This is a genomic window from Methanothermobacter thermautotrophicus str. Delta H (genome assembly GCF_000008645.1).
Classification (GTDB): domain Archaea; phylum Methanobacteriota; class Methanobacteria; order Methanobacteriales; family Methanothermobacteraceae; genus Methanothermobacter; species Methanothermobacter thermautotrophicus.
In genome coordinates, this window is record NC_000916.1 from 1,302,213 (window position 1) to 1,327,642 (window position 25,430).

Consider the following 25,430-nt stretch of genomic DNA (forward strand, 5'->3'; position numbering starts at 1 on the left):
GGGTTTACTTCTCGAGTCCGCAGAGTTTCCTCAGCTTTGACCCGACTTCCTCTATCTCCAGTTCACTCTCCAGCTTCCTCATCCTCTTGAGCATGGGGGCACCCGCCCTGTTCTCAAGGGCCCACTCCTTGGCGAATTTACCGTTCTGGATCTCCTTGAGGATCTCATCCATTTCCTTCTCAGTCTCCTCTGTTATGATCCTTCCTCTCCTTGTAAGGCCGCCGAACTCTGCGGTGTTACTCACATTGTGCCACATCCCCCTGAATCCCCTCTCATAGATGAGGTCCACTATGAGTTTGAGTTCATGGCAGGTTTCAAAGTAGGCTATCTCTGGCTGGTAACCGGCCCTCACAAGGGTTTTGAATGCCGTGTTTATGAGTTCTGTGACACCACCACAGAGCACAGCCTGCTCACCGAACAGGTCTGTCTCTGTTTCCTCCCTGAAGGTCGTCTCAAGGACCCCTGCCCTGGCAAGTCCACATGCCTTTGCCATTGCAAGTGCCTGCTCCATTGCATCGCCTGTTGCATCAACCTCAACAGCCACAAGGCCGGGTATGCCGAAGCCCTCAAGGTAGGTCCTCCTTACCATGGCACCCGGACCCTTCGGGGCCACCATTGTAACGTTGACTCCTTCGGGTGCCTTTATGTAGCCGTAGTGTATGTTGTATCCATGTGAGAAGGATATGGTGTTACCCTCCTTGAGGTAGGGCCTTATTGACTGTTCGAAAACGGTTTCCTGTATCTCATCGGGTATGAGTATGTGTATGATGTCGGCCTCCCTTGAGGCGTCCTCGATGGTCATGACATTCATGCCATCATCATGGGCCTTCTTCCAGGAGCTACCACCCCTTCTGAGTCCAACTATCACGTTGAGTCCGCTGTCAGCCATGTTCCTGGCCTGGGCTTCGCCCTGGCTCCCGTAACCTATAACCGCTATCTTTTTATCTGCCAGTATCTCCATGTCAATGTCATTTTCATAGTATATCTTCATAAAAAACCTCCTCAAGTTCTAATTAACAGCTCATTTAAAATAAAATTTATGGGAGTCCCGGTCTGATCCGGAATTTTTCCGCATTGAGCATCACATTGTCCTGCTTCCACGGGACATTGCAGTTGGCCCTGTCCTTGCGAGTTCCTTTATTCCAAAGTTCCTCAGAAGCTCCAGGAAGGCGTCTATCTTTTCAGAGTCCCCTGTAACCTCAACTGTCAGGGCATCGGGACTCACATCCACTATCCTCCCCCTGAATATGTTGGTGTACTGTATTATCTCTGACCTTTCACTCTCTGATGGGGCGTGGACCTTGACCATGCAGAGCTCCCTCTTAACAGTTGCCGCGGGTTCAAGGTCCCTGACCTTTATGACGTCTATGAGCTTGTTCAGCTGCTTTGTTATCTGCTCAAGCACCCTGTCGTCGCCCCTGGCGATTATTGTCATCCTGGCAATGCCTGGGGTTTCTGATTCCCCGACCGTTATGTTTTCAATGTTGAATCCACGTCTTGTGAAGAGTCCTGCAACTCGCTGGAGCACTCCTGGTTTGTGCTCCACGAGGGCGCTTATGATATGGGTATCGGGTTCCATCTCAATCACCATCCGCCTTCCCTGGGGAGTATTTAATTTCCTGGGGGTCCTCCCTTTCAACCCGGTACTCCCCCACTATCTCGGTGAGACCACAGCCGGGGGGGACCATGGGGAGTATCTCATCAGGATCTATCACTATATCAAGGAGGGCAGGTTCACCAGACCTTATTGCCCTTGAAAGGGCTTCAGAGGTTTCACCGGGTTCCTCTATCCTCTCAGCCTCCACTCCAAATGATTCAGCCAGCTTCACAAAGTCCGGAACTTCGCCCAGGTGTGTATGGGACATTCTCTCATCATAGAAGAGGCGCTGCCACTGCGCCACCATTCCAAGGTGCCTGTTGTCCATGATACATATCACCACCGGGATGTCGTATTCCCTTATGGTTGCAAGGTCCTGGCAGACCATGAGGAATCCGCCGTCACCGCACACTGCAACAACGTCACTATCAGGCAGTGCCACCTTGGCACCTATGGCGGCTGGAAAACCGAAGCCCATTGTTCCAAGGCCTCCTGATGATATGAACTTTCTGGGGGCACGGGATGTGTAGAAGTGGGCCATCCACATCTGGTTCTGTCCCACATCCGTTGTAACGACCGTCTCGTCATCAAGGACCTGGCTTATCTCCTTTATAACCTGCTGGGGCTTCAGGGGCACCTCATCATAGCTCATCCTTGGCATGCAATCGGCACGGAATTTCTGGACGCTTTCAAGCCATTGGCTGTCCCTCTTTTCATATTTTTTGAGTTTTGCTATGAGTTCCCTGAGGACGTTTCTTGCATCTCCAACGATGGGGACATCAACCCCAACGTTCTTACCTATCTCAGCGGGGTCGATGTCGACGTGTATTATCCTGGCGTTGGGGGCGAATTCTGCAACGTTCCCTGTTGTACGGTCTGAGAATCTGCATCCAACGGCTATGAGGCAGTCGCATTCGTCCACTGTCAGGTTCGCCACCTTGCGGCCGTGCATGCCGAGCATACCCATGGCTGAAGGGTGGTCCTCAGGAAAGGAACCCTTACCAAGGAGTGTTGTTGTCACCGGGGCCTTTATGAGATCTGATAATTCCTTTATCTCCCTGGACGCCCCTGATATTATAACTCCTCCACCAGCAAGTATGACGGGTTTTTCTGACCTCCTTATGAGTTCAGCGGCCCTCTTTATCTGGAGGGGGTGGCCCTTTACATTGGGCCTGTACCCTGGGAGCTCCAGGTCATCAACCTCCTCCATGATCTCCTGTTCCTGTATATCCTTGGGGAGGTCTATAACAACCGGTCCTGGCCGTCCTGTCTTTGCTATGTGGAAGCTTGCCCTGACAATTGCAGGTATCTCGCTGGCGTCTGATGGCTGGAAACTGTGCTTGGTGATGGGCATGGTTATCCCTATCATGTCCACCTCCTGGAATGCATCATTTCCAATGAGGTGTGTTGGGACCTGACCTGCAATGGCCACGATGGGGGCTGAGTCCATGTAGGCCGTTGCAATGCCTGTTACAAGGTTTGTTGCCCCGGGACCGGAGGTAGCTATGCAGACCCCCACCCTTCCTGAGGCCCTTGCATATCCGTCTGCAGCGTGTGCTGCGCACTGTTCATGTCTTACGAGGATGTGTTTAAGTTCAGAATCATAGAGCATATCATAGAGTGGCAGTAACTGTCCACCGGGGTATCCGAATACGGTGTCTGCTCCCTGATCCAGAAGTGATCTGATTATTGCCTGGCCACCTTTCATTGGAAACACCTTGAACGGAATCTGTCATTATTATTAATGACATATTTCCTATAAAATATATACTTTCAAATAAGTGCTAAGATTATATAAAACAATAGGGAGATTTAACCTTATCAATTTCCAGGAGGATTATCCGATGAAAATACTTGTTGTGGGAACAGGAGCAAGGGAACATGCCATATGCAGTGCACTGGCAGATGAAGCAACCATATACTCTGTGATGGGTAACAGAAACCCGGGTATATCAAGGCTCGCAGGGAATTCACTGTTGCTCCTGAAGTTGACACCGAAGGTGGTCAGGTTCGCATCAGAGAAGGGAGTTGACATGGCATTCATAGGGCCGGAGGCCCACCTTGAGGCTGGACTGGTGGACGCCCTTGAGGAGGCAGGTATACCCTCGGTGGGACCCACCAGGGATGCAGCCCGCATCGAAACAGATAAATCATTCATGCGCAAACTCTTTGAGGATTACAGAATACCGGGGTCAATAACCTACCGGGTCTTCAGTGACCCTGAGGAGCTACGTGAATTCATGGAAGACTTTGACAGTGAGGCAGTTGTAAAGCCAGTCGGCCTCACAGGAGGAAAGGGCGTCAAGATAGTTGGAGAACACCTCAGGGATAACATGGAGGCCCTCAAATACGCAACAGAGGTCATTGAGAAAAGGATAGGCGGTCATCCCAGTGTGGTGATAGAGGAGCGGGTTGTTGGAGAGGAATTCACTGTACAGGCCTTCTCCGACGGTGAACACATAGTGCCAATGCCAGCAGTCCAGGACCACCCCCACGCCTATGAGGGCGACCAGGGCCCCATAACAGGAGGGATGGGATCATATTCTGACTCAGACGGGCTTCTTCCATTCCTGACACAGAAGGACTATGAAGACGCCGTGGAAATAATGCAGAGGACGGTTGATGCCATAAGGAAGGAGACAGGGCCCTACAGGGGCATACTTTATGGTCAGTTCATGCTCTCTGCAGATGGTCCGAAACTCATAGAGTACAATGCACGATTCGGTGACCCTGAGGCAATGAACGTGCTCCCATTACTTGAATCCAGCATGCTGGAAATATGTGAGGGTATAGTGGATGGAAACCTTAAATCAGCAAGTTTCATGAACCTTGCAACGGTCTGCAAGTATCTGGTACCTGAGGGCTACCCTGAATCAGGTGTTGCCGGCGCCGAGATAAAGGTTGACGAGAAGAAGATAGAGGATATGGGCGTCATAACCTATTATGCGGCTGTGAACCAGGAGGATGATCACATATACACATCATCATCCCGTGCACTTGCACTCGTGGCCCCTGCAGATGACATATACTCTGCAGAGGAGCTCTGTGAGGAAGCAACGGCCCATGTGAAGGGAAGGCTCTACCACAGGAGGGATATAGGTACCAGGGAACTCGTTGAGAAGAGGATTAAACATATGGAGGACCTGCGGTCCTGAGGGAGTTGGGCAGATGAAGCACCTTCTATCTGTATGTGACATGGATAACGTGGTGGACCTCCTTGACCTCGCAGATGACTACAAGGAGGGGAAGATCAGGGAAAAGATCCTCAGGGGTAAAACACTTGCCATGATCTTTGAGAAGTCATCAACAAGGACCAGGGTATCCTTTGAGGTTGGGGCATTCCAGATGGGGGCTCAGCCCCTCTACCTCTCTGCATCGGACCTTCAGCTTGGAAGGGGCGAACCAATAGCGGATACAGCAAGGACCCTCAGCAGATACGTTGATGGAATAATGATAAGGGCCATAAGTCACTCCGACGTGGTTGAACTTGCAGGCGAGGCATCTGTCCCGGTCATCAATGGTCTGACAGACCTGGAACATCCATGCCAGGCCCTGGCCGATATGCAGACCATCAGGGAGAAGCTGGGGGGATTCGATGGAAGGCTGGTTTTTGTGGGTGATGGTAACAATGTCTGCCACTCTCTCCTCCTCATAACAGCCACCCTGGGGATGGACATGGATGTTGCCTGCCCCCCCGGCTATGAACCTGACCCCGGCATCAGGGAGATGGCAGGGAAAATAGCAGATGAGACAGGTTCACGGATAAGGGTAATTCATGATCCCTCCGAGGCTGTCAGGGGGGCCGACGTGGTTTACACCGATGTCTGGGTGAGCATGGGATATGAAGACGAGGCTGAGGACCGTTTAGAGGTCTTCAGACCATACCAGGTGAATATGGAGCTCATGGAACTTGCAGCTCCCGAAGCCATATTCATGCACTGCCTGCCGGCTGTGAGGGGCCAGGAGACAACAGCCGAGGTTATTGACGGTCCCCATTCGGTTGTCTGGGATCAGGCAGAAAACAGGCTCCATGCCCAGAAGGCCATAATGCACTGGCTCATGGGGGATATATGAGTTCCACTCAGCAGGTTTATGGGCTTAAAGCTCATTAAAACCTTATCATATTCATTCAGGACACCAGAATCGTGACGCAGGGTGTATGGCAGGATCATATTCTTACCCCAGAATGCCACTGATGCATGTTTAAAGAAATTTTTCATCCGTCAATTAATTAATAGAAAAACCTTAATGATCGTGATCCAGTCCAAAGACTCCAGGCCACTCAAAAAAAATTTTAATGAAGGATCCGAAGTGATCCTACATGGTCTCCGGGGCATGAATTCCCAGGAGATTGAGGGCGTTTCTGAGGGTTTTTCTAACAGAATCAACAAGTCTAAGGCGTGCACCCTCAAAATCAGATCCTATAACAGGCGTGGACCTGTAGAAACTGTTGAAGGTATTTGCAAGGTCCTGGGCATACTGTGCCACAGGGTGAACCCTCCTTGCAAGTGCAGATTCTTCAACCACCACAGGGAAACGTGCAAGAAGACGGACAAGTTCTCTCTCATCACCTTCGGGCTTCCATCCATCTTCAATATCCTCCTCACCAGTGAATGACGCCTTCTCAAGGAGTTTACATGCCCTTGCATGGGCGTACTGGATGGATGCACAGCCACGCTCAAAGCTGAGGGCATCATCCCACCGGAATACGATGTGCTTCTCGGGTGAGAGCCTTGCTATGTAGTACCTTATGGCACCGTTGCCGATGGACTCTGCAATATCATCTGCAACATCATCGGGAAGATCCCGCCGCTTTTTAACCTCATGAAGGGCCCTGCTGTGGGCTTCATCCATAAGCTCATCCACGGATATGAACACACCCCTCCTGGTGGACATTGAACCCTCAGGGAGTGTTATGAACTCATAGAATATGACCTCGGGTCTTTTACCTCCCAGGAGTTCCACTGCAATCCCCACCTGCTCGGCTGCAAGTTTATGGTCCGATCCAAGGACATCGATGATAACATCCCCCTCCTCTGACTTCTGGAGGTGGTAGGCTATGTCCCTGGTTGAGTAGAGGGAGGTTCCATCTGACCGTGTGAGCACCAGTTCCTTCTCAAGGCCGAATTCCTCAAGGTCGAGGTATAGGACGTCGTTCTCGCCGGTGTAACCGGTTTTTCTGAGGGATTCTATCACCCTGTCAACGGTACCATCCCTTACGAACTGGCCCTCCCATACGAAGCGGTCGTGGTGAACGTGGAGCCTTTTCATGGTCTCCTCCATCCCGCTGAGGCAGTACTCAACAACCTTCCTGAATAGCTCCTCGTTCTCCCCTGCCTCATACTTCCTTATTAGTTCATCCACCTCGTCCCTGATCCCTGGATTTTCCTTTAGCCTCTGGTTGACCTCGAAGTAGAGTTTACCTACCCTGTGGTCCATCTTATCCCCGGGGTAGTCCTCAAGGTCTCCATCAAGGTTCAGCAGGCCCCAGACTATCATGGCGATCTGTCTACCCATGTCATTAACATAGTACTGGGTTTCGACGTCGTAGCCAGCCATCCTCAGTATCCTTGCAAGGGAATCCCCTATGATGGCGTTCCTTATATGGCCTATGTGAAGGGGACCGTTGGGGTTGGCCGAGGTGTGTTCCAGGATCACCCTCTCATCCCTGGGGGGATGTGAACCGTAGTCATCCTGGATGGACTCCAGTAGTCTGCTGGAGAATCTGCCGTAATCGACGAAAAAGTTGATGTAGGGCCCCTTGGATTCAATGGTCTCAAATATTTCAGGGGTTTCTATCACAGACATTATATCCGCCGTTATTTCAATGGGGGCCCTTCTGAGTTTACCTGCAAGTTCGAAGGATACTGTGGATGCAAGGTCCCCGAGCTGGGGGTTTGGTGGTTCCTCCAGTTTTATTTCAGGGGGTACCTTTATACCGAGCTTTTCAAGTGCCGCTGTTATTGAATCCCTAGCCTCTTTTTCAATGTACCTGAACATCTCTTCACCTGCCTTATTCAGAGTCCCTTAAGCCAGAGTGTTATGTATCCAACCCTAGGTATCATGAGGGGCTGTGAACCCACCGTCAGCACCCTCGCCTCAACCTGTGATGGATAGACAGGGGCCGGGTCCGGGTCCTGGTTGTTATCACCCTTTGTGATGTAATATCTGGCCCCGTTTCTGTCAGTCTCAACGCCTATGACCCGGTGTATCACGGGTTCAGGGAACCAGGTGGCGTCATAGATGATTATGTCACCCTTTCTGATGCTTTCAGGGTCCATCTCCTGGACCCCGAAGAAGCTGGTCTTCTCGATTATGACGATGTCTCCACGGTAGAAGACGGGTTCCATGCTCCCTGATACAACCACGTTCATGTGCTGGGAGGCAACCACTGCCAGCACAAGTAGAAGTAGGTACGCGGCTGCCTCAATTACTTCGCGTCTGTCGTTCATATGGACACCTATCTGAGTACTGCACCTGTATCTGCGGATCCTGCCAGTTTACGGTAACGTGCAAGCCATCCCTTAACACTGCGGCGGGGTTTAACTGCACTCTGGAGTCTCTCCTCAATTTCCCGGGGACTAAGGTCAACCTCAAGTTTTCTTGAGGGTATATCTATTCTGATGATGTCCCCATCATTCACCGCGGCAAGGGGACCGTCCTCCATGGCTTCAGGCGATACATGGCCAACGCAGGGTCCCCTTGTACCACCTGAGAACCTTCCATCGGTTATAAGGGCGACCCTTTCAAGGCCCATGCCTGCAATCGCAGATGTCGGGTTGAGCATCTCCCTCATGCCGGGTCCTCCCTTGGGCCCCTCGTAGCGTATGACGATCACATCACCCTCATCTATCCTGCCACCGAATATGGCCTCCATGCATTCATCTTCACTGTTAAAGACCTTCGCAGGACCCTCATGAACCATCATGTCCTCTGCAACGGCTCCCTGTTTCACGACCGATCCCCGGGGCGCCAGGTTACCCCTGAGTATTGCAAGACCGCCCTCACTGTGGACTGGACTGTCAAGGGGCCTTATGACGTCCCTGTGTCCTACCTTCACATTCTCAATGTTCTCCTGGACTGTTCTGCCTGTGCATGTTACACATTCCCTGTTTATATGGTCCTCCAGGGTTTTTAAGACGGCGGGTATCCCGCCTGCCCGGTCAAGGTCCAGCATCATGTGTTCACCTGCCGGGGAGATTGATGCTATGTGGGGTATTACCCTGCTCAGCTCATCAAAGAGGTCCAGGTTGATGTTGAGTCCATCGATTTCAGCTGCGATGGCCGGGATGTGGAGTGTGGTGTTTGTTGAACCCCCCAGGGCGAGGTCAACCATAACCGCATTCTCAAAGGCCTCCTGGCTCATTATCATGGTTGGCTTCAGATTTTCCTGCACCATTTCAACTATCCTCTTACCTGAGAGCCTTGCAATCTGCCTCTTACGTGAGCTTACGGCGTGGGCGGTTGCACAGCCAGGGAGGCTCATGCCCAGGGCCTCCGTCAGGCATGCCATGGTGTTGGCTGTGAATAGACCCGCACAGGATCTTGGCCCCGGGCAGGCGCATCTTTCGAGTTCTTCCAGTTCATCCTCTGACATCTCACCTGCGCTGACTGTTCCAACACCCTCATAAACGTTTATGAGGTCCACCTTTCTTCCCTTAAATTCTCCAGGGAGCATTGGCCCGCCGGTCACGACTATGGCCGGTATGTCAAGTCTGGCCGCTGCCATGAGCATCCCCGGGACTATCTTGTCACAGGTTGGAAGCAGCACCAGCCCGTCAAGGGCATGGGCCATCGCCATGCTCTCCACGGTGTCTGCAACTATCTCCCTTGATGCCAGGGAGTACTTCATCCCGTCGTGGTTCATGGCTATTCCATCACATATCGCCATGGTGTTGAATTCAAATGCGACACCCCCCGCAGCATTCACACCCTCCTTAACAGCCTCTGCAAGTTCCCTCAGGTGGATGTGGCCGGGAACTATGTCAGTGTAACTGTTGGCTATACCTATGAATGGTTTCTCGAAGTCATCATCTGTCAGGCCGCAGGCCCTCAGGAGGGATCGGTGGGGCGCCCTCTGGATTCCCCTCTTTATTGTATCACTCTTCATGGAATCACCATTATTATCATCAACCCGATTATTATTAAATATTGGGGGATAATTAATATTAAAGTTACTGCCATATATTATAACATGGACTTCCCGGTAATTAAGTTTTTGATAGCTCTTGCAATAGGTGCGCTGGTGGGTATTGAGAGGGAGCGGCGGATCAAGAGGACAGAATTTGCAGGTATAAGGACCTTCATGCTCATATCACTTGTAGGGGCACTGTCAGCCTATCTTTCAGGAAAGTTTTTTCTGGCGTTCCCTGTGGCATTCCTTGGGATCATCCTCCTCATAGTCGTAAGTTACACAGCAAGCACCAGGGAGGGCGGTGATATCGGGGTAACCGGGGAGGTGGCTGCCCTTGTCACATTTCTCCTGGGGGCAATGTGTGTTGCATATGACTACCGGCTGGCGGTGATGCTCTCAATCATAGTAACGGCCATTCTGGCCCTGAAGAGGTACATACACGTTGCAGTGAGGAGGATAAGTGAGAGGGAGATGATAGACACCATAAAGTTCCTGATAATAGCCTTCGTAATCCTCCCCCTCCTTCCTGACACCGCAACTGGCCCCTAGGGTGTCTTCAATCCCTACCAGGTCTGGCTCATGGTGGTTTTCATATCTGCAATAAGTTATGCTGGATACATAGCCATGAAAATAGCCGGACCCGAAAGGGGCCTTGGGGCTACAGGGATCATAGGGGGCCTGGTTTCAAGTACTGCAGTTGTAACTGCAATGGCAGGGAGGGTGAGGGATTCGGAGGACCTTATGGGACCAGCGGTATTCGCGGCGGTCATTTCAAGTTCCATGATGTTCTTCAGGATACTGCTGGAGGTCTCAGTTGTTAACTCCTCACTTGTGGGTTATGTGGCCCCTCCCATGCTTGCAATGGGTGTTCTGGGTGTTATGCTTGCAGCCATGTTCATGAGGTCATCATCAGGGATCGATTCAGACATCAAGATTGAAAATCCCTTCTCTGTCAAACCAGCCCTAATATTCGGGGCCCTATTCCTTGCAATACTCTTCATATCAAAGGCTGCCAGCGTCTATCTTGGCCGTGGTGGTGTACTTGTGGCCAGTGTGATCTCAGGTGTTGCTGATGTTGATGCAATAACTGTGAGCATGTCAATCCTTGCAGCAGGGGGCTCCATCTCACAATCAACTGCTGCAGCCGCCATAACACTGGCGGGGGTCTCAAACACCCTGATAAAGGGGGGAATAGCCCTTGTTCTTGGAACAAAAAAATTCGGGAAAAGGGTGGGGACCCTTTTCGTTGCAATCATAACAGCCGGGTTGCTGGCTGTTCTCTTAACATAGATCAGGAGACTGGTTGTTGCTGTTTTATTGACCTGGATCAGGACCTTATCATGGTGAGGAGCATCTTGAAGGGTTTCACCGCCATCACGGCGTGGGGCTTTTCTGCAGGCATGATTATCATCTCACCTGCAACCAGGCGGTGCTTCTCTCCGCTTATGGTGACTTCGGCCTCACCATCAATGACCTGTACCATGGCATCGAAGGGGGCGGTGTGTTCACTGAGGCCCTGACCCCTGTCAAAGGCAAAGAGGGTAACTGTACCTGTCTCTTTGCGGATTATCTCCCTGCTGACCACCGAGTCGTCCTGGTAATCGATGAGGTTGCTGATCTTCATCACCTTTCCTGTGAGATCCAGTTAAATCACCCCAGTATCTTCCTGATATCCTCTTCAGGGTCACCTATTGGTGTGAGGTCATAGTTATCAACCAGGAACTTCACTATGTCCTCGTTGGCCCAGCCAGGCAGGATTGGACCGATGTACATGCCCTTGAGGTCCAGTGATAGGAGGCTCCAGAGTATGGCGGCTGCCTTCTGTTCCATCCAGCTGAGGATTATGCTGAGTGGCAGCTCATTTATATCCATCTGGAAGAGGTTGCTGAGGGCCTCAACGAGTTCAACTGCCACTATGGCATCGTTGCACTGCCCGAGGTCTATGAGCCTGGGAACCCCCTCGATGTCACCCAGGTCCATGGAGTTGAACCGGTACTTTCCACAGGCCAGTGTAAGGACAACGGTGTCCTCTGGCAGTTTTCTCACGAATTCGGTGTAGTATTTTGCCCTGGGGAGGGGGGAGTCACAGCCACCCACAAGGAAGAATCTCCTTATCTTACCATCCTCAACCAGCTCCCTGATCTTATCTGCCAGTGAAAGTATGGTTGATAACCCGAATCCTGTTGTGAGGGTCGTGGCATCCTCTTCACTGAGTGGGGGTAGTTCAAGGGCCTTATCTATGAGGGGACTGAAGTCATAGCCCTCCAGGTGTTCAACTCCGGGCAGGGCTGCAACACCACAGGTGAACATGCGATCCCTGTAATCATCGCGGGGAAGCAGGACACAGTTAGATGTTCCAAGTATGGCAGCAGTGTAGCGTGAGAAGGTGTCCTTCTGGTCGAACCATGGGCCTCCGAGCTGGCCGGCAAGATGGGGGTACTTCCTGAGTCCAGGGTAGCCATGGGCTGGCAGGAGCTCTGAATGGGTGTAGACGTTTATGCCGGTACCCTCGGTCTGCTTCAGAAGCTCCTCGAGGGCCCTGAGGCTGTGGCCGGTTGCGATTATGGCGGGACCTTCAAGGGCCCCCACCCTAACCTCGGTGGGCTCGGGTTCCCCGTAGGTGTCAATGTGGGCCTTCTTCAGGAGCTTCATGGTCCTGATGTTCATCTCACCTGCTTCAAGGGCAAGGTCTATGAATTCCCCGGCATCGAAGTTAACGTTTGTGAGGGTTGAATAGAATCCCCTCTCAAGGAAGGCGTCCACCTCCTCATCAGTGTATCCGAGTTCCCTGGCATGGTAGAGATAGGCTGAAATTCCCTTTATTGCGAATAGAAGGTTGTCCTGGAGTCTGGCAACTGTTGGTTCCTTTCCACAGACTCCCCTGATTGTGCAGGCCCTTCCACGGACGGTCTGGGAGCACTGATAACAGAACATGTCTATATCCTCGGGTCGCACCCGTTTTATTTCACCCCGGAGGGGTTCAAACTGGTCCTTGCCCACGTTGCACACAGGGCAGAGCCAGTCATCCGGAAGTTCCTCAAAGGGTGTCCCGGGTTCTATACCTGAGCGGGGGTCACCCACCTCCGGATCATATATGTAGTCACATACCTTGCAGCGGTACTTCATTTTCAATCACCATATTAAAAACTGGCAGTAAATTATATATAATTTTTGTCACTATTTCAGTATAAAATGTAACAGATAGATGGGGAGGGGACTCCAGGGATATAACGAGTGAGGTGTGTTTATGGATAGAGGTGTTAATGAAGCCCTGAAGATCATGGGTCTGACAGATTATCAGGCCTCAGCCTACACTGCAATGGTCACGCTGGTATCTGCCAGGGCAGTGGAGGTTGCCGAGGTCTCGGGCATTCCAAGATCAAGGGTCTATGAGGTCCTGAGGCAGCTCTCAGACAGGGGCTTCGTGGAGGTTGAGAGGGGTAAACCCATGAGGTACCATGTGGTGCCACCCTCAGAGGTGTTCAGGAGGGAGAAGGGTAGGATCATCAAAAAACTTGATGAGGCCATGTCCAGGCTTACCGAAATCTATGAGGACAGGGTTGCCAGGGTACCGACACCTGTATGGCTCATCCATGGACAGGAGAAGATTGTGAAGAAGGAACTGGAGATAATATCCCGTTCAAGGAAGGAACTCAAGATGAGGATGGGCTTCATATTCAGGGATGAAATAAAGGCACTCCGCCCGGCCCTTGATAGAATAACCGATCGTGGAGTTGAGGTGAGGATCATGGCCAGGGATGTAATTGATGTACCCGGTGAGGTTGAGGTGAGGAGAATACCCCCTGTCAGGATGCTTGTCCGGGATTCACAGGAGATGATGTGGATATTCTCACGCTTCACACCCGATGGTGCACCCATCCCTGAAACCGCCATCGGGATATGGAACCAGTACCCTGAGATCGCAGAGAACTATGCCAGGATATTCGACACGGTATGGAAGGGGGGTGCCGGGAGGTCACCTTAAGATCCTTTCAATCGCAGAGACAGGACATTTCCATTTCAATCAGCACAGAATGTACCTCATTGAAGAGGTTCAGGAGATCCCTTAAGGGTCATCATCTGAACATTACTAGGGGTTTAAAGATCCACCGGAGCAATATTTAAAAACCCTCACCTTAAAAACAATAACATTAGTTATTCTTACCAAGGTGATGGCATGAGGATACTGTTAATTCACTCTGATTACTTGAAATACGAGACAAAGAATAAAACAGGGATAGCAGAGGAAATCCCTGAAGATAAGATGCAGGGAGATTTCAGGGAGTCCCTGGTGGTTTTCACAGCAGTGGAGGCTGAAGATGAGGATAACCCTGAATCAGTAATTGAAAACGCGGTTAATGAAATAATAAAGGTTTTCAATGACGTTAAGGCAGAGAACGTCGTGATATACCCTTACGCACACCTCAGCTCCTCGCTCAGCTCCCCCAAAACAGCGGTGGAGGTCCTTGAGGGAATGGAATCAGCCCTCCGCAGCGAGGGTGTTGATGTCTCAAGGGTTCCTTTCGGGTGGTATAAGGCCTTCAAGATATCCTGCAAGGGTCACCCACTATCAGAGCTATCAAGGAGCATAAGGCCACAGCCCCCAAAGGTGGAGGAGGAGAGCGAGGAATCCGAGTGGTTCATACTCCACAGGGGAGAGACGGTTAAACCCGGAGACTTCGAGTTCAAAAACAGGGATCTTGAGAACCTGGTGAAATATGAGCTTGGCGAACTTGAATCCTCTGGTGAAGAACCACCACACGTTAGACTCATGAGGGAGAAGGGACTTGCAGACTATGAGCCATCAGCAGACGTTGGACACCTCCGGTGGTACCCCAGGGGAAGGCTGATAAGGGACCTTCTTGCAGACTACGTCTACATGCTTGTCACCAGTGAGGGGGCAATGCCAGTTGAGACACCCATAATGTATGACCTCGAGGACGAGGCAATCAGGGTACATGCAGAGAAGTTCGGTGAAAGACAGTACAGGATGAAGAACAGGAAGGAACTCATGCTGAGATACGCCTGCTGTTTCGGAGCCTTCAGGATCCTTTCAGACTCCTTCCTGACGTGGAAGAACCTGCCTGCATCCATATATGAACTCTCGACCTACAGCTTCCGGCTTGAAAAGAAGGGCGAGGTGGTTGGTCTTAAGAGGCTCAGGGGCTTTACAATGCCGGATCTCCACACGGTATGTGCTGACCTTGATCAGTCCCTTGAGGAATTCGCCAGGCAGGTCGAGATGTGCATGAGGACCGGCCAGGACCTCCAGGTGAACTATGAGGTCATATTCAGGGCCACGGCTGACTTCTATGAGGAGTACAGGGAATGGGTACATGAAGTAGCGGATAAAATCGGAAAACCAGTGCTCCTGGAGATACTCCCCTCAAGGAAGCACTACTGGATTGCCAAGATGGACTTCGCAGCCATAGACTACCTTGGAAGACCGATAGAGAATCCAACAGTTCAGATTGACGTTGAAAGCGGTGAGAGGTTCGGGATAACCTATGTTAACAGTGATGAGGAGGAGGTAAACCCAATAATCCTCCACTGCAGTCCAACAGGCAGCATTGAGAGGGTCATATGCAGCCTTCTTGAGAAGACGGCCATTGAAATGGATGAAAAACCACCTATGCTGCCCTTGTGGCTCTCACCCACCCAGGTACGTGTGCTTCCAATTGCAGAGCGCCACATGGAATATGCCAGTGACCTGGTATCAGAACTTATCGCAGCTGACGTAAGGGCTGACCTGGATGACCGATCAGAGACCCTCGGAAAGAAGATAAGGAATGCGGCCCAGGACTGGGTCCCCTACGTTGTTGTTATAGGTGACAGTGAAATGGAGGGCAAACTCACGGTCAATGTGAGGGAAACAGGTGAAAAGCTTCAGATGGGCCTGGATGAACTCATAGAACGTATAAGGGCTGAAACAGAGGGCATGCCCTTCAGAAGACTGCCGCTACCGGTTAAACTATCCGAGAGGATAAACTTCTAATAATTTTTTTTAATCTGATAACTTATAACTTATCACATATACTTTATAAGTTATAAATTATAACTTAGATCCAGCAGGTGATGAGATGGGAGAGGTAATTTCAATCATAAACCAGAAGGGTGGCTGTGGAAAGACAACAACAGCCGTTAATCTATCAGCAGCACTTTCCTCCTTGACAGGAGGGTTCTTGTAATCGACATGGACCCCCAGGGCAATGCAACCACTGGGTTCGGGATAAACAAGTCAGAACTGGAGTCAACAATATACACGGTCCTGAGCCGAAAGGCAGCACTGTCCTCTGTGATAATGCCTGCAGAGCTCCAGGACCTCTACATAGCACCCAGTAACATATCCCTCAGCGGTGCCGAGATAGAGCTCAGCAGTGAGATAGGATACCATGCCATCCTCCAGGAGTCACTGGGGGATGTGAGGAATGACTTTGACTACATATTCATAGACGCCCCACCATCCCTGGGCATACTCACACTCAACGCCCTCGTGGCCTCTGACAGTGTCATAATACCCATACAGGCAGAGTACTATGCCCTTGAGGGCATGGCAGACCTCCTGAAGACAATGAACCTGGTGGAAGAACGACTCCAGAGTCCCTGTCCGATAAAGGGGATACTGCTGACCCTCTACGATTCAAGGACACGACTTGCAAGGGACGTACAGAGGGAGGTTGAGAAGTTTTTCGGTGAAAGGGAGAACATCTTCAGGACAAGGATACCCAGGAACGTTCGCCTTGCAGAGGCCCCCAGCCACGGTAAGCCCTGCATAACCTATGACCCCGAAAGTACAGGTACAGAGGCCTACATGAAACTTGCAGCTGAAATACTTGAAATGGAGGGATAGGATGACACAGAAGAAGGGCCTTGGAATGGGACTGGATGCACTGATCCAGTCAAGGACAAGGAAGGAACCTGAAAAAGATACCGGAAAGGATGATGATGCACGCATCCAGGAGGTCATACGGGAAGTTAAGAAGAATCCCCGGGTTACCCTTTGGTCTGCAAGATCAGCAGCTGTTTTAAGGTACCTTAAAAAGACGCAGCCAGAATTCAGCATAAGCAGGGAGGCATCTGCCCTTATAGAGCAGGCGGTGAGGAATAAGTACCCTGATATATGGGAGCTGTTTTCTGAACTTTAGGCGCCCGTGGATCGCCCATGGCTGCTTCACTCCCTTCTATCTTTACCCCATTCAGCCAGTGTGGACTGGAAGCCATCAAGGTATATGAATGGTTCTGCCCTATTCATCCTCACACCCATCTTTCTGAGCCTTTCAGGTGTGAGGCGTGTCCTGCTGCGCATCTCAATTATTCTCCTGGCAGACTTGGGACCGATCCCGGGGACCCTTATGATTTCATGGTAGGGTGCGCTCTCAAGGTCAACAGGAAAGATATCCATATCCATTGCAGCAGCATATTTCGGGTCAAGGTCCGTGTCAAGGTAGCCCCCACTGAACCTGAGTTCATCTGGACTGAAACCATAGGAACTGAGGAGGGAATCTGCCTGATAAAGCCTAAGAACCCTCATAGGATCAGCTTCATCCCTGGATTCGAGGGGAGTGCCCTCCATGGGCTGGAAGCCGCTGAAGTAAACCCTTTTAATTGAGAAACGGTCATGGATCCACCCGACTCTTTTCACTATATCCTCATCTGTTTCATCAACGGCCCCAACCATGAGCTGTGTGCTCTGACCTGAGGGTGCAAGTTCGGGGTGCCTCTTCCGTAACCTGTGTATCCACCTCATTCTCCGGAGTATATCAACACCGTAATCCTTGGTTGATGAAAGCTCATCCAGGCCATCGGGGGTGGCTGTCTCGATGTTGATGCTCACACGGCTTGCAAGCTCCATGGCCCTCTTTATGCTATCCATGGAGGATCCCGGTATGATCTTGAGGTGTATGTAACCACCATAGCCTTCCAGACGGAGGATCCTGAGGGTTTCTATGAGACGCTCCATGGTTTCATCCGGGTCGTGGCTGACACCGGAACTTAGGAAGAGACCATCAACATATCTCCTCTCATAGTAGTCAAGGAATACCCTGGCAATTTCCTCAGGGCTGAGCTCCACCGGCATCTCGCATGAGCTGTTTATACAGTACCTGCAGTCATTGCAGCACCTGTTGGTGAGGAGCACCTTGAAGAGGGGGACCCTGCAGCCCCTGTAACTGGTGTAGTAGATGCCAGGGACAGCTGTATTTCGCTGTGATGGGTCAGCACTGTAATCACACAGGTCAAACTGGGCGCTGTCACTTAGTACCTGGACCCTTTCACCGAGACTCATGGAGGTATATATGTGGAGGCTTCTATTAATTATTTTACCAGTACATGGACTGCCAGATTTTACCATTAGATTGGACTGCCAGATGACCAGAAATTAACCATTAAATGAGTTTTAATGACAGTTGGATATATGAACATTTTAACGGCTATTTCACAATTTAAACCACCGAATCAGGCACGAAATTCGAATCAGACCTCTAAATGATCCAGATGGATTTTGCAGCCTCTTTCAGTATAATCCATTGGACCATCGCAACCAGAAAGGAGCTTAAAATGACTTATTTTTCGAAAAAGACGATTTAGATTGTCAAAGAGGTTTAAAGGGGAAATAAAAATGACACATCCATTATCAGCATATTTGAAAAAGGATTAAAAGGTTTTAATTGAAAAAAAGAGTTTTATGATGCCTTATTTTTTGATTTGGAGGCAAAATATTTATATATGGCTTCGCAGTTATATTCCTACCATCCAGAGGGAACGATAAACGTATTTCTGGATTGGAGGCGGTACAATTAAGCGATTTTTTATTACATCCCTGTTCCTCCTTCCCATGGTAGCAGCAGGTGTGGCTGCTTCCCATGATGCGGAGGATGGAAGAACTTTGTAACCGTGAAGCCGGTTAAGGTTGCTGCAGCAAAGCACACCTACAAGAAAAAGAGGGTTCATACAAAGGCCTACTACAGGAAGAAGGTCTACAAGAGGAAACACGTCAGGGCCTACAGACGCATATCCCGTGATGTGGGAGCATCTTACCACAGGGTAACTTCACAGTACGTTGAATCGGTGGGTAGATGTTCATGCTCACTCCACACAGACTACGCTGAACACAGGGCTGCCTTCAGGAACCACTGCCCCTTCTGTGGCAGGGACGGTACACTGAGGTATGAGAAGGGTCCCACCTGTCCAGAGGGTATGTGGGTATGCAGTCACTGTGACGCGGATTTCTGTCTTGTACATGGAAAGTCCCACACAGCAAGGGCAAGGTACCTTATCAGGTGCTGATGCAGTCTCTAAACTCCATCATCTTCTGTCGGCCGCAGGGTATCTTACGGGGCTGATGCATTCCATCAGCTCCGGTCATTTTTCTCTGTTTGTTACAAATAATTTAAATAAATTGAGCGCTGACCATCATACATGAGAGTTGTACTTGCAGGGACAGGGAGTGCGGTTGGTAAGACCACAATAGCAACAGGGATAATGAAGGCGCTCTCAGGTAGAGGCGTGCAGCCCTTCAAGGTTGGCCCAGACTACATAGACCCATCCTATCATACCATGGCCACCGGCAACACCTCAAGGAACATTGACTCATTCTTCATGACAGAGGCCCAGATAAGGGAGGCATTCACAAGGGCCATGAAATTATCAGGATCCAGGATGGGCATAATAGAGGGTGTAAGGGGATTATATGAGGGTATAAGCCCGATAGGAGATACAGGAAGTACGGCATCAGTTGCAAAGGCACTCGATGCTCCGGTTGTCCTTATAATAAACTCAAGGAGCCTTGTTAAGAGCGCTGCAGCAATGGTCCTAGGATTCAGAAGCCTCGACAGGGAGGTTAAAATAGAGGGCGTCATACTGAACCAGGTCAAGAACAGGAGGCACTACCTCAAGACCAGAAGGGCCGTGGAGGAACTGACCGGCACAGCGGTTATTGGGGGCATACCCCGCAGCAGTGAACTCGAGGTTGAACAGAGACACCTCGGCCTTGTCCCTGCAGTTGAGAGGGATACCATAGCAGCCCAAATCGAGAAGTGGGGCCTTGCAATGGAGGAGTACATTGACCTGGAGGCCCTTCAGGATATAATGTCCTCCGCAGGGAAGATAAGGGGTGAAAGGCAACCTCTCTGGCAGAGGGGAAACAGAAAGAGGGTTAGGATAGGTGTTGCCATCGACGAGGCCTTTAACTTCTACTACCAGGAGAACATTGAGGCCCTTGAGGACAACGCAGCATCTGTGGTTCCCTTCAGCCCCATACACGACGAGGAGCTTCCAGATGTTGACGCCGTCTACATCGGTGGGGGATACCCCGAGATCTTTGCAGCGGAACTTGAATCCAACACCTCAATGAGGAAGTCCATCCAGAGGTTCCATGCAGATGGGAGACCTATCTTCGGGGAATGCGGTGGCCTCATGTACCTCATGAGTTCAATCGATGAACGTGAAATGTGCGGTGTTTTCCCACACCCCGCTGAAATGACAGGACGCGTCCAGGGATTGAGTTACGTGATAGCCGAGGCAGTGATGGATAACCTGATCACAGAGGCCGGTGATAAATTCAGGGGACATGAGTTCCACTACTCAAGGGTCCTGGGGGCTTCAGGCGGAAAATTCGCCTTCAGGGTCCTCCGGGGGAGGGGGATAGTGGATTCCCTTGATGGTATCACATCAGGCTCATCCCTTGCAAGCTACATCCACATACATGCCGCATCCTGCCCACAGTTTGCTGCAAATTTCACAAGGAATGCCTGGGAGTTTTAGCATGGAGGGATTTCTGCTGATCCAGAAGGGGGGGCCATAAATGAGGTTTGATGTGTTTTCACCATACTCAGTGGTGGCTGTCATTATAATCTACCTTTCCCTGGCACTGACCGGAACCGGACTCGGCCTGAGGGGACTTGAACCACCTTCAGCCCTTTCCATCATATACATTGCCACCGGAACGGTCGCCCTCATTGGAGGTGTTTACCTATCATCAGGGTTCAGGATAGGGAAGATAAGGACCCATGAAGGTTCCGAACCATTCCTCGTGGCTTTAGTGATTGCCGGAATTCTCATCCAGGCAATTAACCTGTATCTTCTGGGGGGAATCCCACTCCTAAGCGGATACCTCAAGGCAAGGGCTGTCACAAAGTTATGGTTCATCTCATACCTGTTATTCCTCCCATCCATCAACATACTCCTGGCAGCGTATCCACGGAGGAAATACTACATCCCCCTCATCATGGGGGCCATTCTCTTCGCCCTCACAGGTTACAGGACAACTGTGGTGGTCATACTCCTCAGCGGCACCATAACCCTCTACTATTCAGCCAGGCCCTCCTGGAGGGAACTGGGAGTTTTAATCTCTGCGCTTGCAGTTGCAGCTCTTCTTGTTGGCTACGTTGCAGTTAAATCCATTGAGTGGCAGACCTGGACCCTTAACCCGGTGGAACTTCTCCTCTACAGGGCAGGCTACACCCTCACAGTCTTTGACAGGATAATATCCCTGCAAGGTGCAACAGGCGGCAAACTTCTCTATTACACCCTGACAGGGTACATCCACTCCACCGACCCCAGGGCAATCGTTGGGGAGGTTGTACTGGGTTACAGCCACTCCACAACATCCACGATTTTTGGACCATCCCTCCTCGATTTCGGATTACATGCAATGCTTTTCCAGATGTTTATACTGGGCCTGCTTCTGGGGCTCATGCACCGAATTCAGGGAGTTCTCGACGGCTTTTTCACGGGTATATACTCCATCATACTGGCCCAGACAATTGTATGGGTTGAAACGGGACCCACGGACCTTGTGGTCTGGGTATTCTACCTTATAGGATTCATATCAGCAATATACGTTCTCTGGAGGTGTTACTCTGAGGCTGGCAGTTGCAGCTGAAATGGCCCCTGCGAAGACATTCCACCCCCTGATGGAAGACACTGAACATGATTATCACTGCCTCTGTCATGGCGATGGTGTTAGGGAGATCCTTGATGGCCTCTGTTCACGATTCTATTCCATGGGTGCAGGCAGGAGCCGGTCAGGGAGGGCGGTTGAGGTTGGAGCACTTGTCCTGAGGGACATCATGAGGACCTGGAGGCACCTCGGGGTGATAGAGCCTGACATGGTCCTCACATGTGGAAATGCCGGCGATGTCAGGAAGGCCATAGCAGCTTCACGTCTCAGGGGTATCGGTGTCCTCCACGTTGAACAGGATATCTACAACCCCATCGAGATGATAGCCTTCGCAGACATTGTAACGGCACCTTCAGGACGCTACAGGGATTACCTTGAGGACCAGTACCTCCTTGAGAATGTTGAGGTCATCGGAGGATACCCCCACGCCCTCTATGTGAGCCGCCTCCAGATCGTAGACCCGGGGATAAGGGACTACACCCTCCTTGTACTTGGCGGGGACCTGAGGAGAAGGGACATACCGGAGGTGATCTCAGGGGTTGAAGCACTTGACAGGAGAGTCCTGGTTGTCCCGTTCCGTTTCAGCCCGGATTATGTCAGGAGCTTTGTAAAATCTGGCAACGTGGAGGTACTTGAGGGCTTCGTTGACCTTCCCTCCCTCATGAGCGCCGCTGACCTCATGGTATACGGTGCCGGAATGGGCATCACAATCGAGGCGGCGGTACTGGGTGTCCCCTCCATCAAGATTAAGGGCTTCCACGGGAGGCATGCCAGTGTTGACCTCGCCGGTGAGGTGGGGATACCGGTTGCTGATGCTGGTGATCTGAGGGATGTGGTGGATGATGTCAGACCACCAGCAGCATCAGACATTGTCAGAAACGCTGAAGCTGCTTTAAGCAAGCTTTCAGAACTTGTAGAAGATTTTAATGAATTTGCCGGTCCCAGAGGTGGTTTTAAGTCCATGAAACGAATCTGGGATGCCCGCAAACATTTCAGGTAGGTTGTTCTGGCTGTCTGCGCACCTCTTCTTTCTGGTAGTCCTCTTCTCATATTCTCAGCTGATTGTTTCTCTGGAGATCCCTGAGGTTCTTCCATATTCCACAGATCACCAACATTTATTAATAACATTTAATAATTAATTATTAACATCAGTATTAAAATGGAGGTTTTTGTTATGAGCACATCTCTGGGTGATGAGGTTATAGTCATGCAGAGCAGGAGCTACAGCTGTGGACCGGCAGCGCTTGCAACGGTCCTCAGAAACCTTGGAGTGAACTGTACCGAGGCAGAACTTGCAGAACTTGCAGGTACAGACGAATCAGGTACCACAATGTATGGACTGATCGTTGCAGCAACTTCAAAGGGCCTGAGAGCAAGGGGAGTTAAAATGGAACTCAATGATCTTAGAAAAAACCACATAGTCTTTGTTAAGTATGGAGACACATGTCACTACACAGTCATCATGTCCATGGATGAGAGAAATGTCACACTTGCAGACCCTGCACTTGGGAGGATCACAGTTAAGAGGGAGATATTTTCAAGGATCTTCACGGGCAATGTCCTTGTTGTTGAAAGACCCTGTGATTAATAAATTCAATATTAAATTAAATGATTAAAATATTATTTATAATTTGAATTTTAACCATCCGCATCCCAGCAACCGTGAAAAATATACTACTGATATAAAAGCTTAATCATAATCTTTAAATCATAAAATACTTAATAAGGTGCAAAATAATAAGATTCTGGTGATCTAATGGTTGTAAAAATTGGGATAATAAGATGCGGTAACATCGGGACCTCACCGGTACTTGACCTGTTACTAGATGAGAGGGCCGACAGGCCAAACATAGATGTCTGTGTGGTTGGTTCTGGTGCAAAGATGAACCCTGATGAAATTGAGAGGGCAGTACCCACCATGCTTGAAATGGACAGGGACTTTGTTATATTTATAAGTCCAAACCCCGGTGCACCGGGCCCTGCAAAGGCAAGGGAACTCCTATCAGAGGCTGACGTCCCTGCCATGATAATTGGTGACGCTCCAGGTCTGAGGGTAAAGGATGAAATAGAGGAACAGGGACTCGGTTACATCATAGTTAAGGCGGACCCAATGATAGGTGCCAGGAGGGAGTTCCTGGACCCAACAGAGATGGCATCCTTCAACTCCGACGTTATAAAGGTTCTGGCGTTCACAGGTGCATACAGGGTCGTTCAGAACACAATTGATGCCATGATTGCCGATGTTGAGGCTGGAAAGGCTCCTGAACTTCCACAGGTTGTTATAGATACCGACGTGGCTGTTGAGGCAGCAGGATATGAGAACCCATATGCAAAGGCCAAGGCCATGGCAGCATATGAGATAGCCACCAAGGTTGCAGATATAGACGTTAAGGGCTGCTTCATGGTGCAGGATCCAGACAAGTACATACCAATAGTTGCATCAGCACATGAAATGCTGGCCGCAGCAGCCAAACTTGCAGTAGAAGCAAGGGAGATTGAAAAGGCCAACGACACCGTCCTCAGGACACCACACGGTAAAGAGGGCGAAACATTAAGCAAAACTGATCTTCTGGCCAAACCAGAATAGATCAGTTCTGGTTTTACTTTTTTTCTCCCTTTAATATAATTTTAGAGGTCTCAGCTGAAAAGACATCCACACAAGTTTTGAAGTTCCACAGCAAAATGAAGTGGGGATGGAGAGGTTCAGATTAACCTATTCTCCGGAGATGTATACCAGTTTACCATCCCTGTAGACCCTCAGTTCACCCTCCTGGAATTCTTCCCATTTTTCATTGGTCAGAGGATTGCTTGCGATGATGTAGCCCTCCTGGTCGGGTCTTTTCTCATGGGCAAGGTTTATCTCGTAGTCATCGTCCAGGAGTTTCACTTTATCATAGGGTGCCCTTCGGTGCAGCTGGCAGAGACCATTGTATCCGGCATGGTCATGGTAACAGAAGAGATGCCTGCCATCGGATAGAAGGCAGTTGAATGTTCCGCGCTGGTTTATATCCCGCAGGAGGTCCCATAGCCACCTGTATTCTGATTCATCCTTGAATGTAACCCCCTTTTCGCTGATCTGGTTCATGATATGGCAAAAGGCTATCTCAGAGTCAGTTTCACCTACTGGCCGGTATCTTCCGTCTTCCAGGTTAAATTCTGCATTTAGGGTGCCATTGTGGGCGAATACATATTCTCTACCGTCCCACTCCCTCTGGAAGGATGGGTATCCTTGTGGGAGATCTCTCCACTGCTTTTAGTCCGGACATGGGACATTATGATGCTGGATCTGATAAGGTTATAGCCCTCCATGATCTCCGCCATAATGCTTTTTCTGGATTTTACTGGCTCCTTATACACCTGGACGGATTTGTCCGGATAGAAGGCAAGCCCCCATCCGTGGGGGTTGCGCTCTGATCTCATCCTGAAACCCCTCAAGGAGAAGGATGGCTGCACCTCCTGGTTGAAACACATTCCTAAAAGTTCACACAAAACGTTCACCCCCATTCCAGTTGATAACCGCGATTTGCAGTCCTTCAATGATATGATCATGGCCGGTGAGCCTGATCCTGATACAATATATGTTAAAAAAGGTTAATAAATGTTTACAAATTAAGATTTGATATTATCAGTGAATGGATATACTTGAAGCGTGTCTGATGTTTTCTGGGTCCCCATGGTGGTCTCTGGATGAACATGGCTGAGGCACAATCCACCATGGAGGTGACTCATGTTAATCAATGAAAAAAAGGGGCTTACGGTTGCGTGGAGAGGTGCTTTACTGTTTCAGTGGAGCCGGAATG

Annotated in this window: 22 protein-coding genes and 2 pseudogenes; 14 read left to right on the forward strand and 10 right to left on the reverse strand. The window is 50.3% G+C overall.

The window, feature by feature from the left end; all coding sequences use genetic code 11:
• Positions 1–4 precede the first annotated feature (4 nt).
• From ilvC to MTH_RS06905, 3 genes are all read right to left on the reverse strand, one after another.
• The gene (gene ilvC / locus MTH_RS06895; protein WP_048061053.1) at positions 5–991 is read right to left on the reverse strand and encodes a ketol-acid reductoisomerase; all 987 of its coding nucleotides are present in this window, start codon (positions 989–991) and stop codon (positions 5–7) included.
• A gap of 90 nt (positions 992–1,081) precedes the next feature.
• Positions 1,082–1,579 (reverse strand): acetolactate synthase small subunit, encoded by a 498-nt coding sequence (gene ilvN, locus MTH_RS06900; RefSeq protein WP_048061054.1) that lies wholly within the window; start codon positions 1,577–1,579, stop codon positions 1,082–1,084.
• A 1-nt stretch (position 1,580) separates the two neighbouring features.
• Positions 1,581–3,305, reverse strand: coding sequence for an acetolactate synthase large subunit (locus MTH_RS06905; protein WP_048061055.1), 1,725 nt, complete (start codon positions 3,303–3,305; stop codon positions 1,581–1,583).
• Positions 3,306–3,441: 136 nt separating this feature from the next.
• Here MTH_RS06905 and purD point away from each other — a divergent pair, with 136 nt between their 5' ends.
• A complete protein-coding gene (purD, locus tag MTH_RS06910) occupies positions 3,442–4,752 on the forward strand; it encodes a phosphoribosylamine--glycine ligase (RefSeq protein ID WP_048061056.1) in 1,311 nt (436 codons plus the stop codon).
• Between the two features lie 13 nt (positions 4,753–4,765).
• Positions 4,766–5,671, forward strand: a complete 906-nt coding sequence (argF, locus tag MTH_RS06915; protein WP_010877056.1) for an ornithine carbamoyltransferase — start codon at positions 4,766–4,768, stop codon at positions 5,669–5,671.
• Between the two features lie 243 nt (positions 5,672–5,914).
• Here the strand turns inward: argF and argS are convergent, their stop codons facing one another.
• From argS to ilvD, 3 genes are read right to left on the reverse strand one after another with little or no spacing between them, the layout of a single operon-like run.
• Positions 5,915–7,597 (reverse strand): arginine--tRNA ligase, encoded by a 1,683-nt coding sequence (gene argS / locus MTH_RS06920; RefSeq protein ID WP_010877057.1) that lies wholly within the window; start codon positions 7,595–7,597, stop codon positions 5,915–5,917.
• Between the two features lie 17 nt (positions 7,598–7,614).
• On the reverse strand, positions 7,615–8,049 hold the full coding sequence (locus MTH_RS06925) for a signal peptidase I (RefSeq protein ID WP_010877058.1): 435 nt from the start codon (positions 8,047–8,049) through the stop codon (positions 7,615–7,617).
• Positions 8,050–8,057: 8 nt separating this feature from the next.
• On the reverse strand, positions 8,058–9,707 hold the full coding sequence (ilvD, locus tag MTH_RS06930; RefSeq protein WP_048061057.1) for a dihydroxy-acid dehydratase: 1,650 nt from the start codon (positions 9,705–9,707) through the stop codon (positions 8,058–8,060).
• Between the two features lie 108 nt (positions 9,708–9,815).
• On the opposite strand from ilvD, the gene MTH_RS10075 reads away from it, so the two are divergent.
• On the forward strand, positions 9,816–10,280 hold the full coding sequence (locus MTH_RS10075; protein WP_238374189.1) for an MgtC/SapB family protein: 465 nt from the start codon (positions 9,816–9,818) through the stop codon (positions 10,278–10,280).
• A 30-nt stretch (positions 10,281–10,310) separates the two neighbouring features.
• Positions 10,311–11,021, forward strand: a complete 711-nt coding sequence (locus MTH_RS10080; protein ID WP_010877061.1) for an MgtC/SapB family protein — start codon at positions 10,311–10,313, stop codon at positions 11,019–11,021.
• A gap of 37 nt (positions 11,022–11,058) precedes the next feature.
• On the opposite strand, the gene MTH_RS06940 is transcribed toward MTH_RS10080, so the two are convergent.
• Both MTH_RS06940 and hcp read right to left on the reverse strand, forming a co-directional pair.
• Complete coding sequence (locus MTH_RS06940) at positions 11,059–11,355, reverse strand: cupin domain-containing protein (protein ID WP_048061058.1); 297 nt, start codon at positions 11,353–11,355, stop codon at positions 11,059–11,061.
• A 26-nt stretch (positions 11,356–11,381) separates the two neighbouring features.
• A complete protein-coding gene (gene hcp, locus MTH_RS06945) occupies positions 11,382–12,857 on the reverse strand; it encodes a hydroxylamine reductase (protein ID WP_083750458.1) in 1,476 nt (491 codons plus the stop codon).
• 121 nt (positions 12,858–12,978) lie between these two features.
• Between hcp and MTH_RS06950 the strand changes: the two genes are divergently transcribed.
• From MTH_RS06950 to MTH_RS06965, 4 genes and pseudogenes are all read left to right on the forward strand, one after another.
• Entirely contained in the window at positions 12,979–13,716 is a 738-nt protein-coding gene (locus tag MTH_RS06950; protein ID WP_048061059.1) for a TrmB family transcriptional regulator, read from the forward strand.
• A 192-nt stretch (positions 13,717–13,908) separates the two neighbouring features.
• A complete protein-coding gene (locus tag MTH_RS06955; protein WP_010877065.1) occupies positions 13,909–15,726 on the forward strand; it encodes a threonine--tRNA ligase in 1,818 nt (605 codons plus the stop codon).
• Positions 15,727–15,811: 85 nt separating this feature from the next.
• Positions 15,812–16,581 (forward strand): annotated as a pseudogene (locus tag MTH_RS06960) (ParA family protein).
• A 1-nt stretch (position 16,582) separates the two neighbouring features.
• The gene (locus MTH_RS06965) at positions 16,583–16,876 is read left to right on the forward strand and encodes a hypothetical protein (protein WP_010877067.1); all 294 of its coding nucleotides are present in this window, start codon (positions 16,583–16,585) and stop codon (positions 16,874–16,876) included.
• 26 nt (positions 16,877–16,902) lie between these two features.
• On the opposite strand, the gene MTH_RS06970 is transcribed toward MTH_RS06965, so the two are convergent.
• A complete protein-coding gene (locus MTH_RS06970) occupies positions 16,903–18,015 on the reverse strand; it encodes a radical SAM protein (RefSeq protein WP_048061302.1) in 1,113 nt (370 codons plus the stop codon).
• A 608-nt stretch (positions 18,016–18,623) separates the two neighbouring features.
• Between MTH_RS06970 and MTH_RS06975 the strand changes: the two genes are divergently transcribed.
• The 6 genes from MTH_RS06975 to MTH_RS07000 all read left to right on the forward strand — a co-directional run bounded on the left by MTH_RS06975 (position 18,624) and on the right by MTH_RS07000 (position 24,217).
• On the forward strand, positions 18,624–19,016 hold the full coding sequence (locus MTH_RS06975; RefSeq protein WP_010877069.1) for a hypothetical protein: 393 nt from the start codon (positions 18,624–18,626) through the stop codon (positions 19,014–19,016).
• 132 nt (positions 19,017–19,148) lie between these two features.
• Entirely contained in the window at positions 19,149–20,492 is a 1,344-nt protein-coding gene (gene cfbB / locus MTH_RS06980) for a Ni-sirohydrochlorin a,c-diamide synthase (RefSeq protein ID WP_010877070.1), read from the forward strand.
• A 40-nt stretch (positions 20,493–20,532) separates the two neighbouring features.
• The gene (locus MTH_RS06985; protein ID WP_010877071.1) at positions 20,533–21,612 is read left to right on the forward strand and encodes an oligosaccharide repeat unit polymerase family protein; all 1,080 of its coding nucleotides are present in this window, start codon (positions 20,533–20,535) and stop codon (positions 21,610–21,612) included.
• Position 21,613: 1 nt separating this feature from the next.
• Positions 21,614–22,630: a hypothetical protein gene (locus MTH_RS06990; protein WP_010877072.1), complete on the forward strand. Its 1,017-nt coding sequence runs from the start codon at positions 21,614–21,616 to the stop codon at positions 22,628–22,630.
• A 159-nt stretch (positions 22,631–22,789) separates the two neighbouring features.
• Positions 22,790–23,218 (forward strand): C39 family peptidase, encoded by a 429-nt coding sequence (locus MTH_RS06995; RefSeq protein ID WP_010877073.1) that lies wholly within the window; start codon positions 22,790–22,792, stop codon positions 23,216–23,218.
• Positions 23,219–23,386: 168 nt separating this feature from the next.
• A complete protein-coding gene (locus MTH_RS07000) occupies positions 23,387–24,217 on the forward strand; it encodes a F420-dependent methylenetetrahydromethanopterin dehydrogenase (protein WP_010877074.1) in 831 nt (276 codons plus the stop codon).
• 126 nt (positions 24,218–24,343) lie between these two features.
• Here the strand turns inward: MTH_RS07000 and MTH_RS10270 are convergent.
• A pseudogene (locus MTH_RS10270) lies at positions 24,344–25,179 on the reverse strand (class II glutamine amidotransferase).
• Positions 25,180–25,430: the final 251 nt, after the last annotated feature.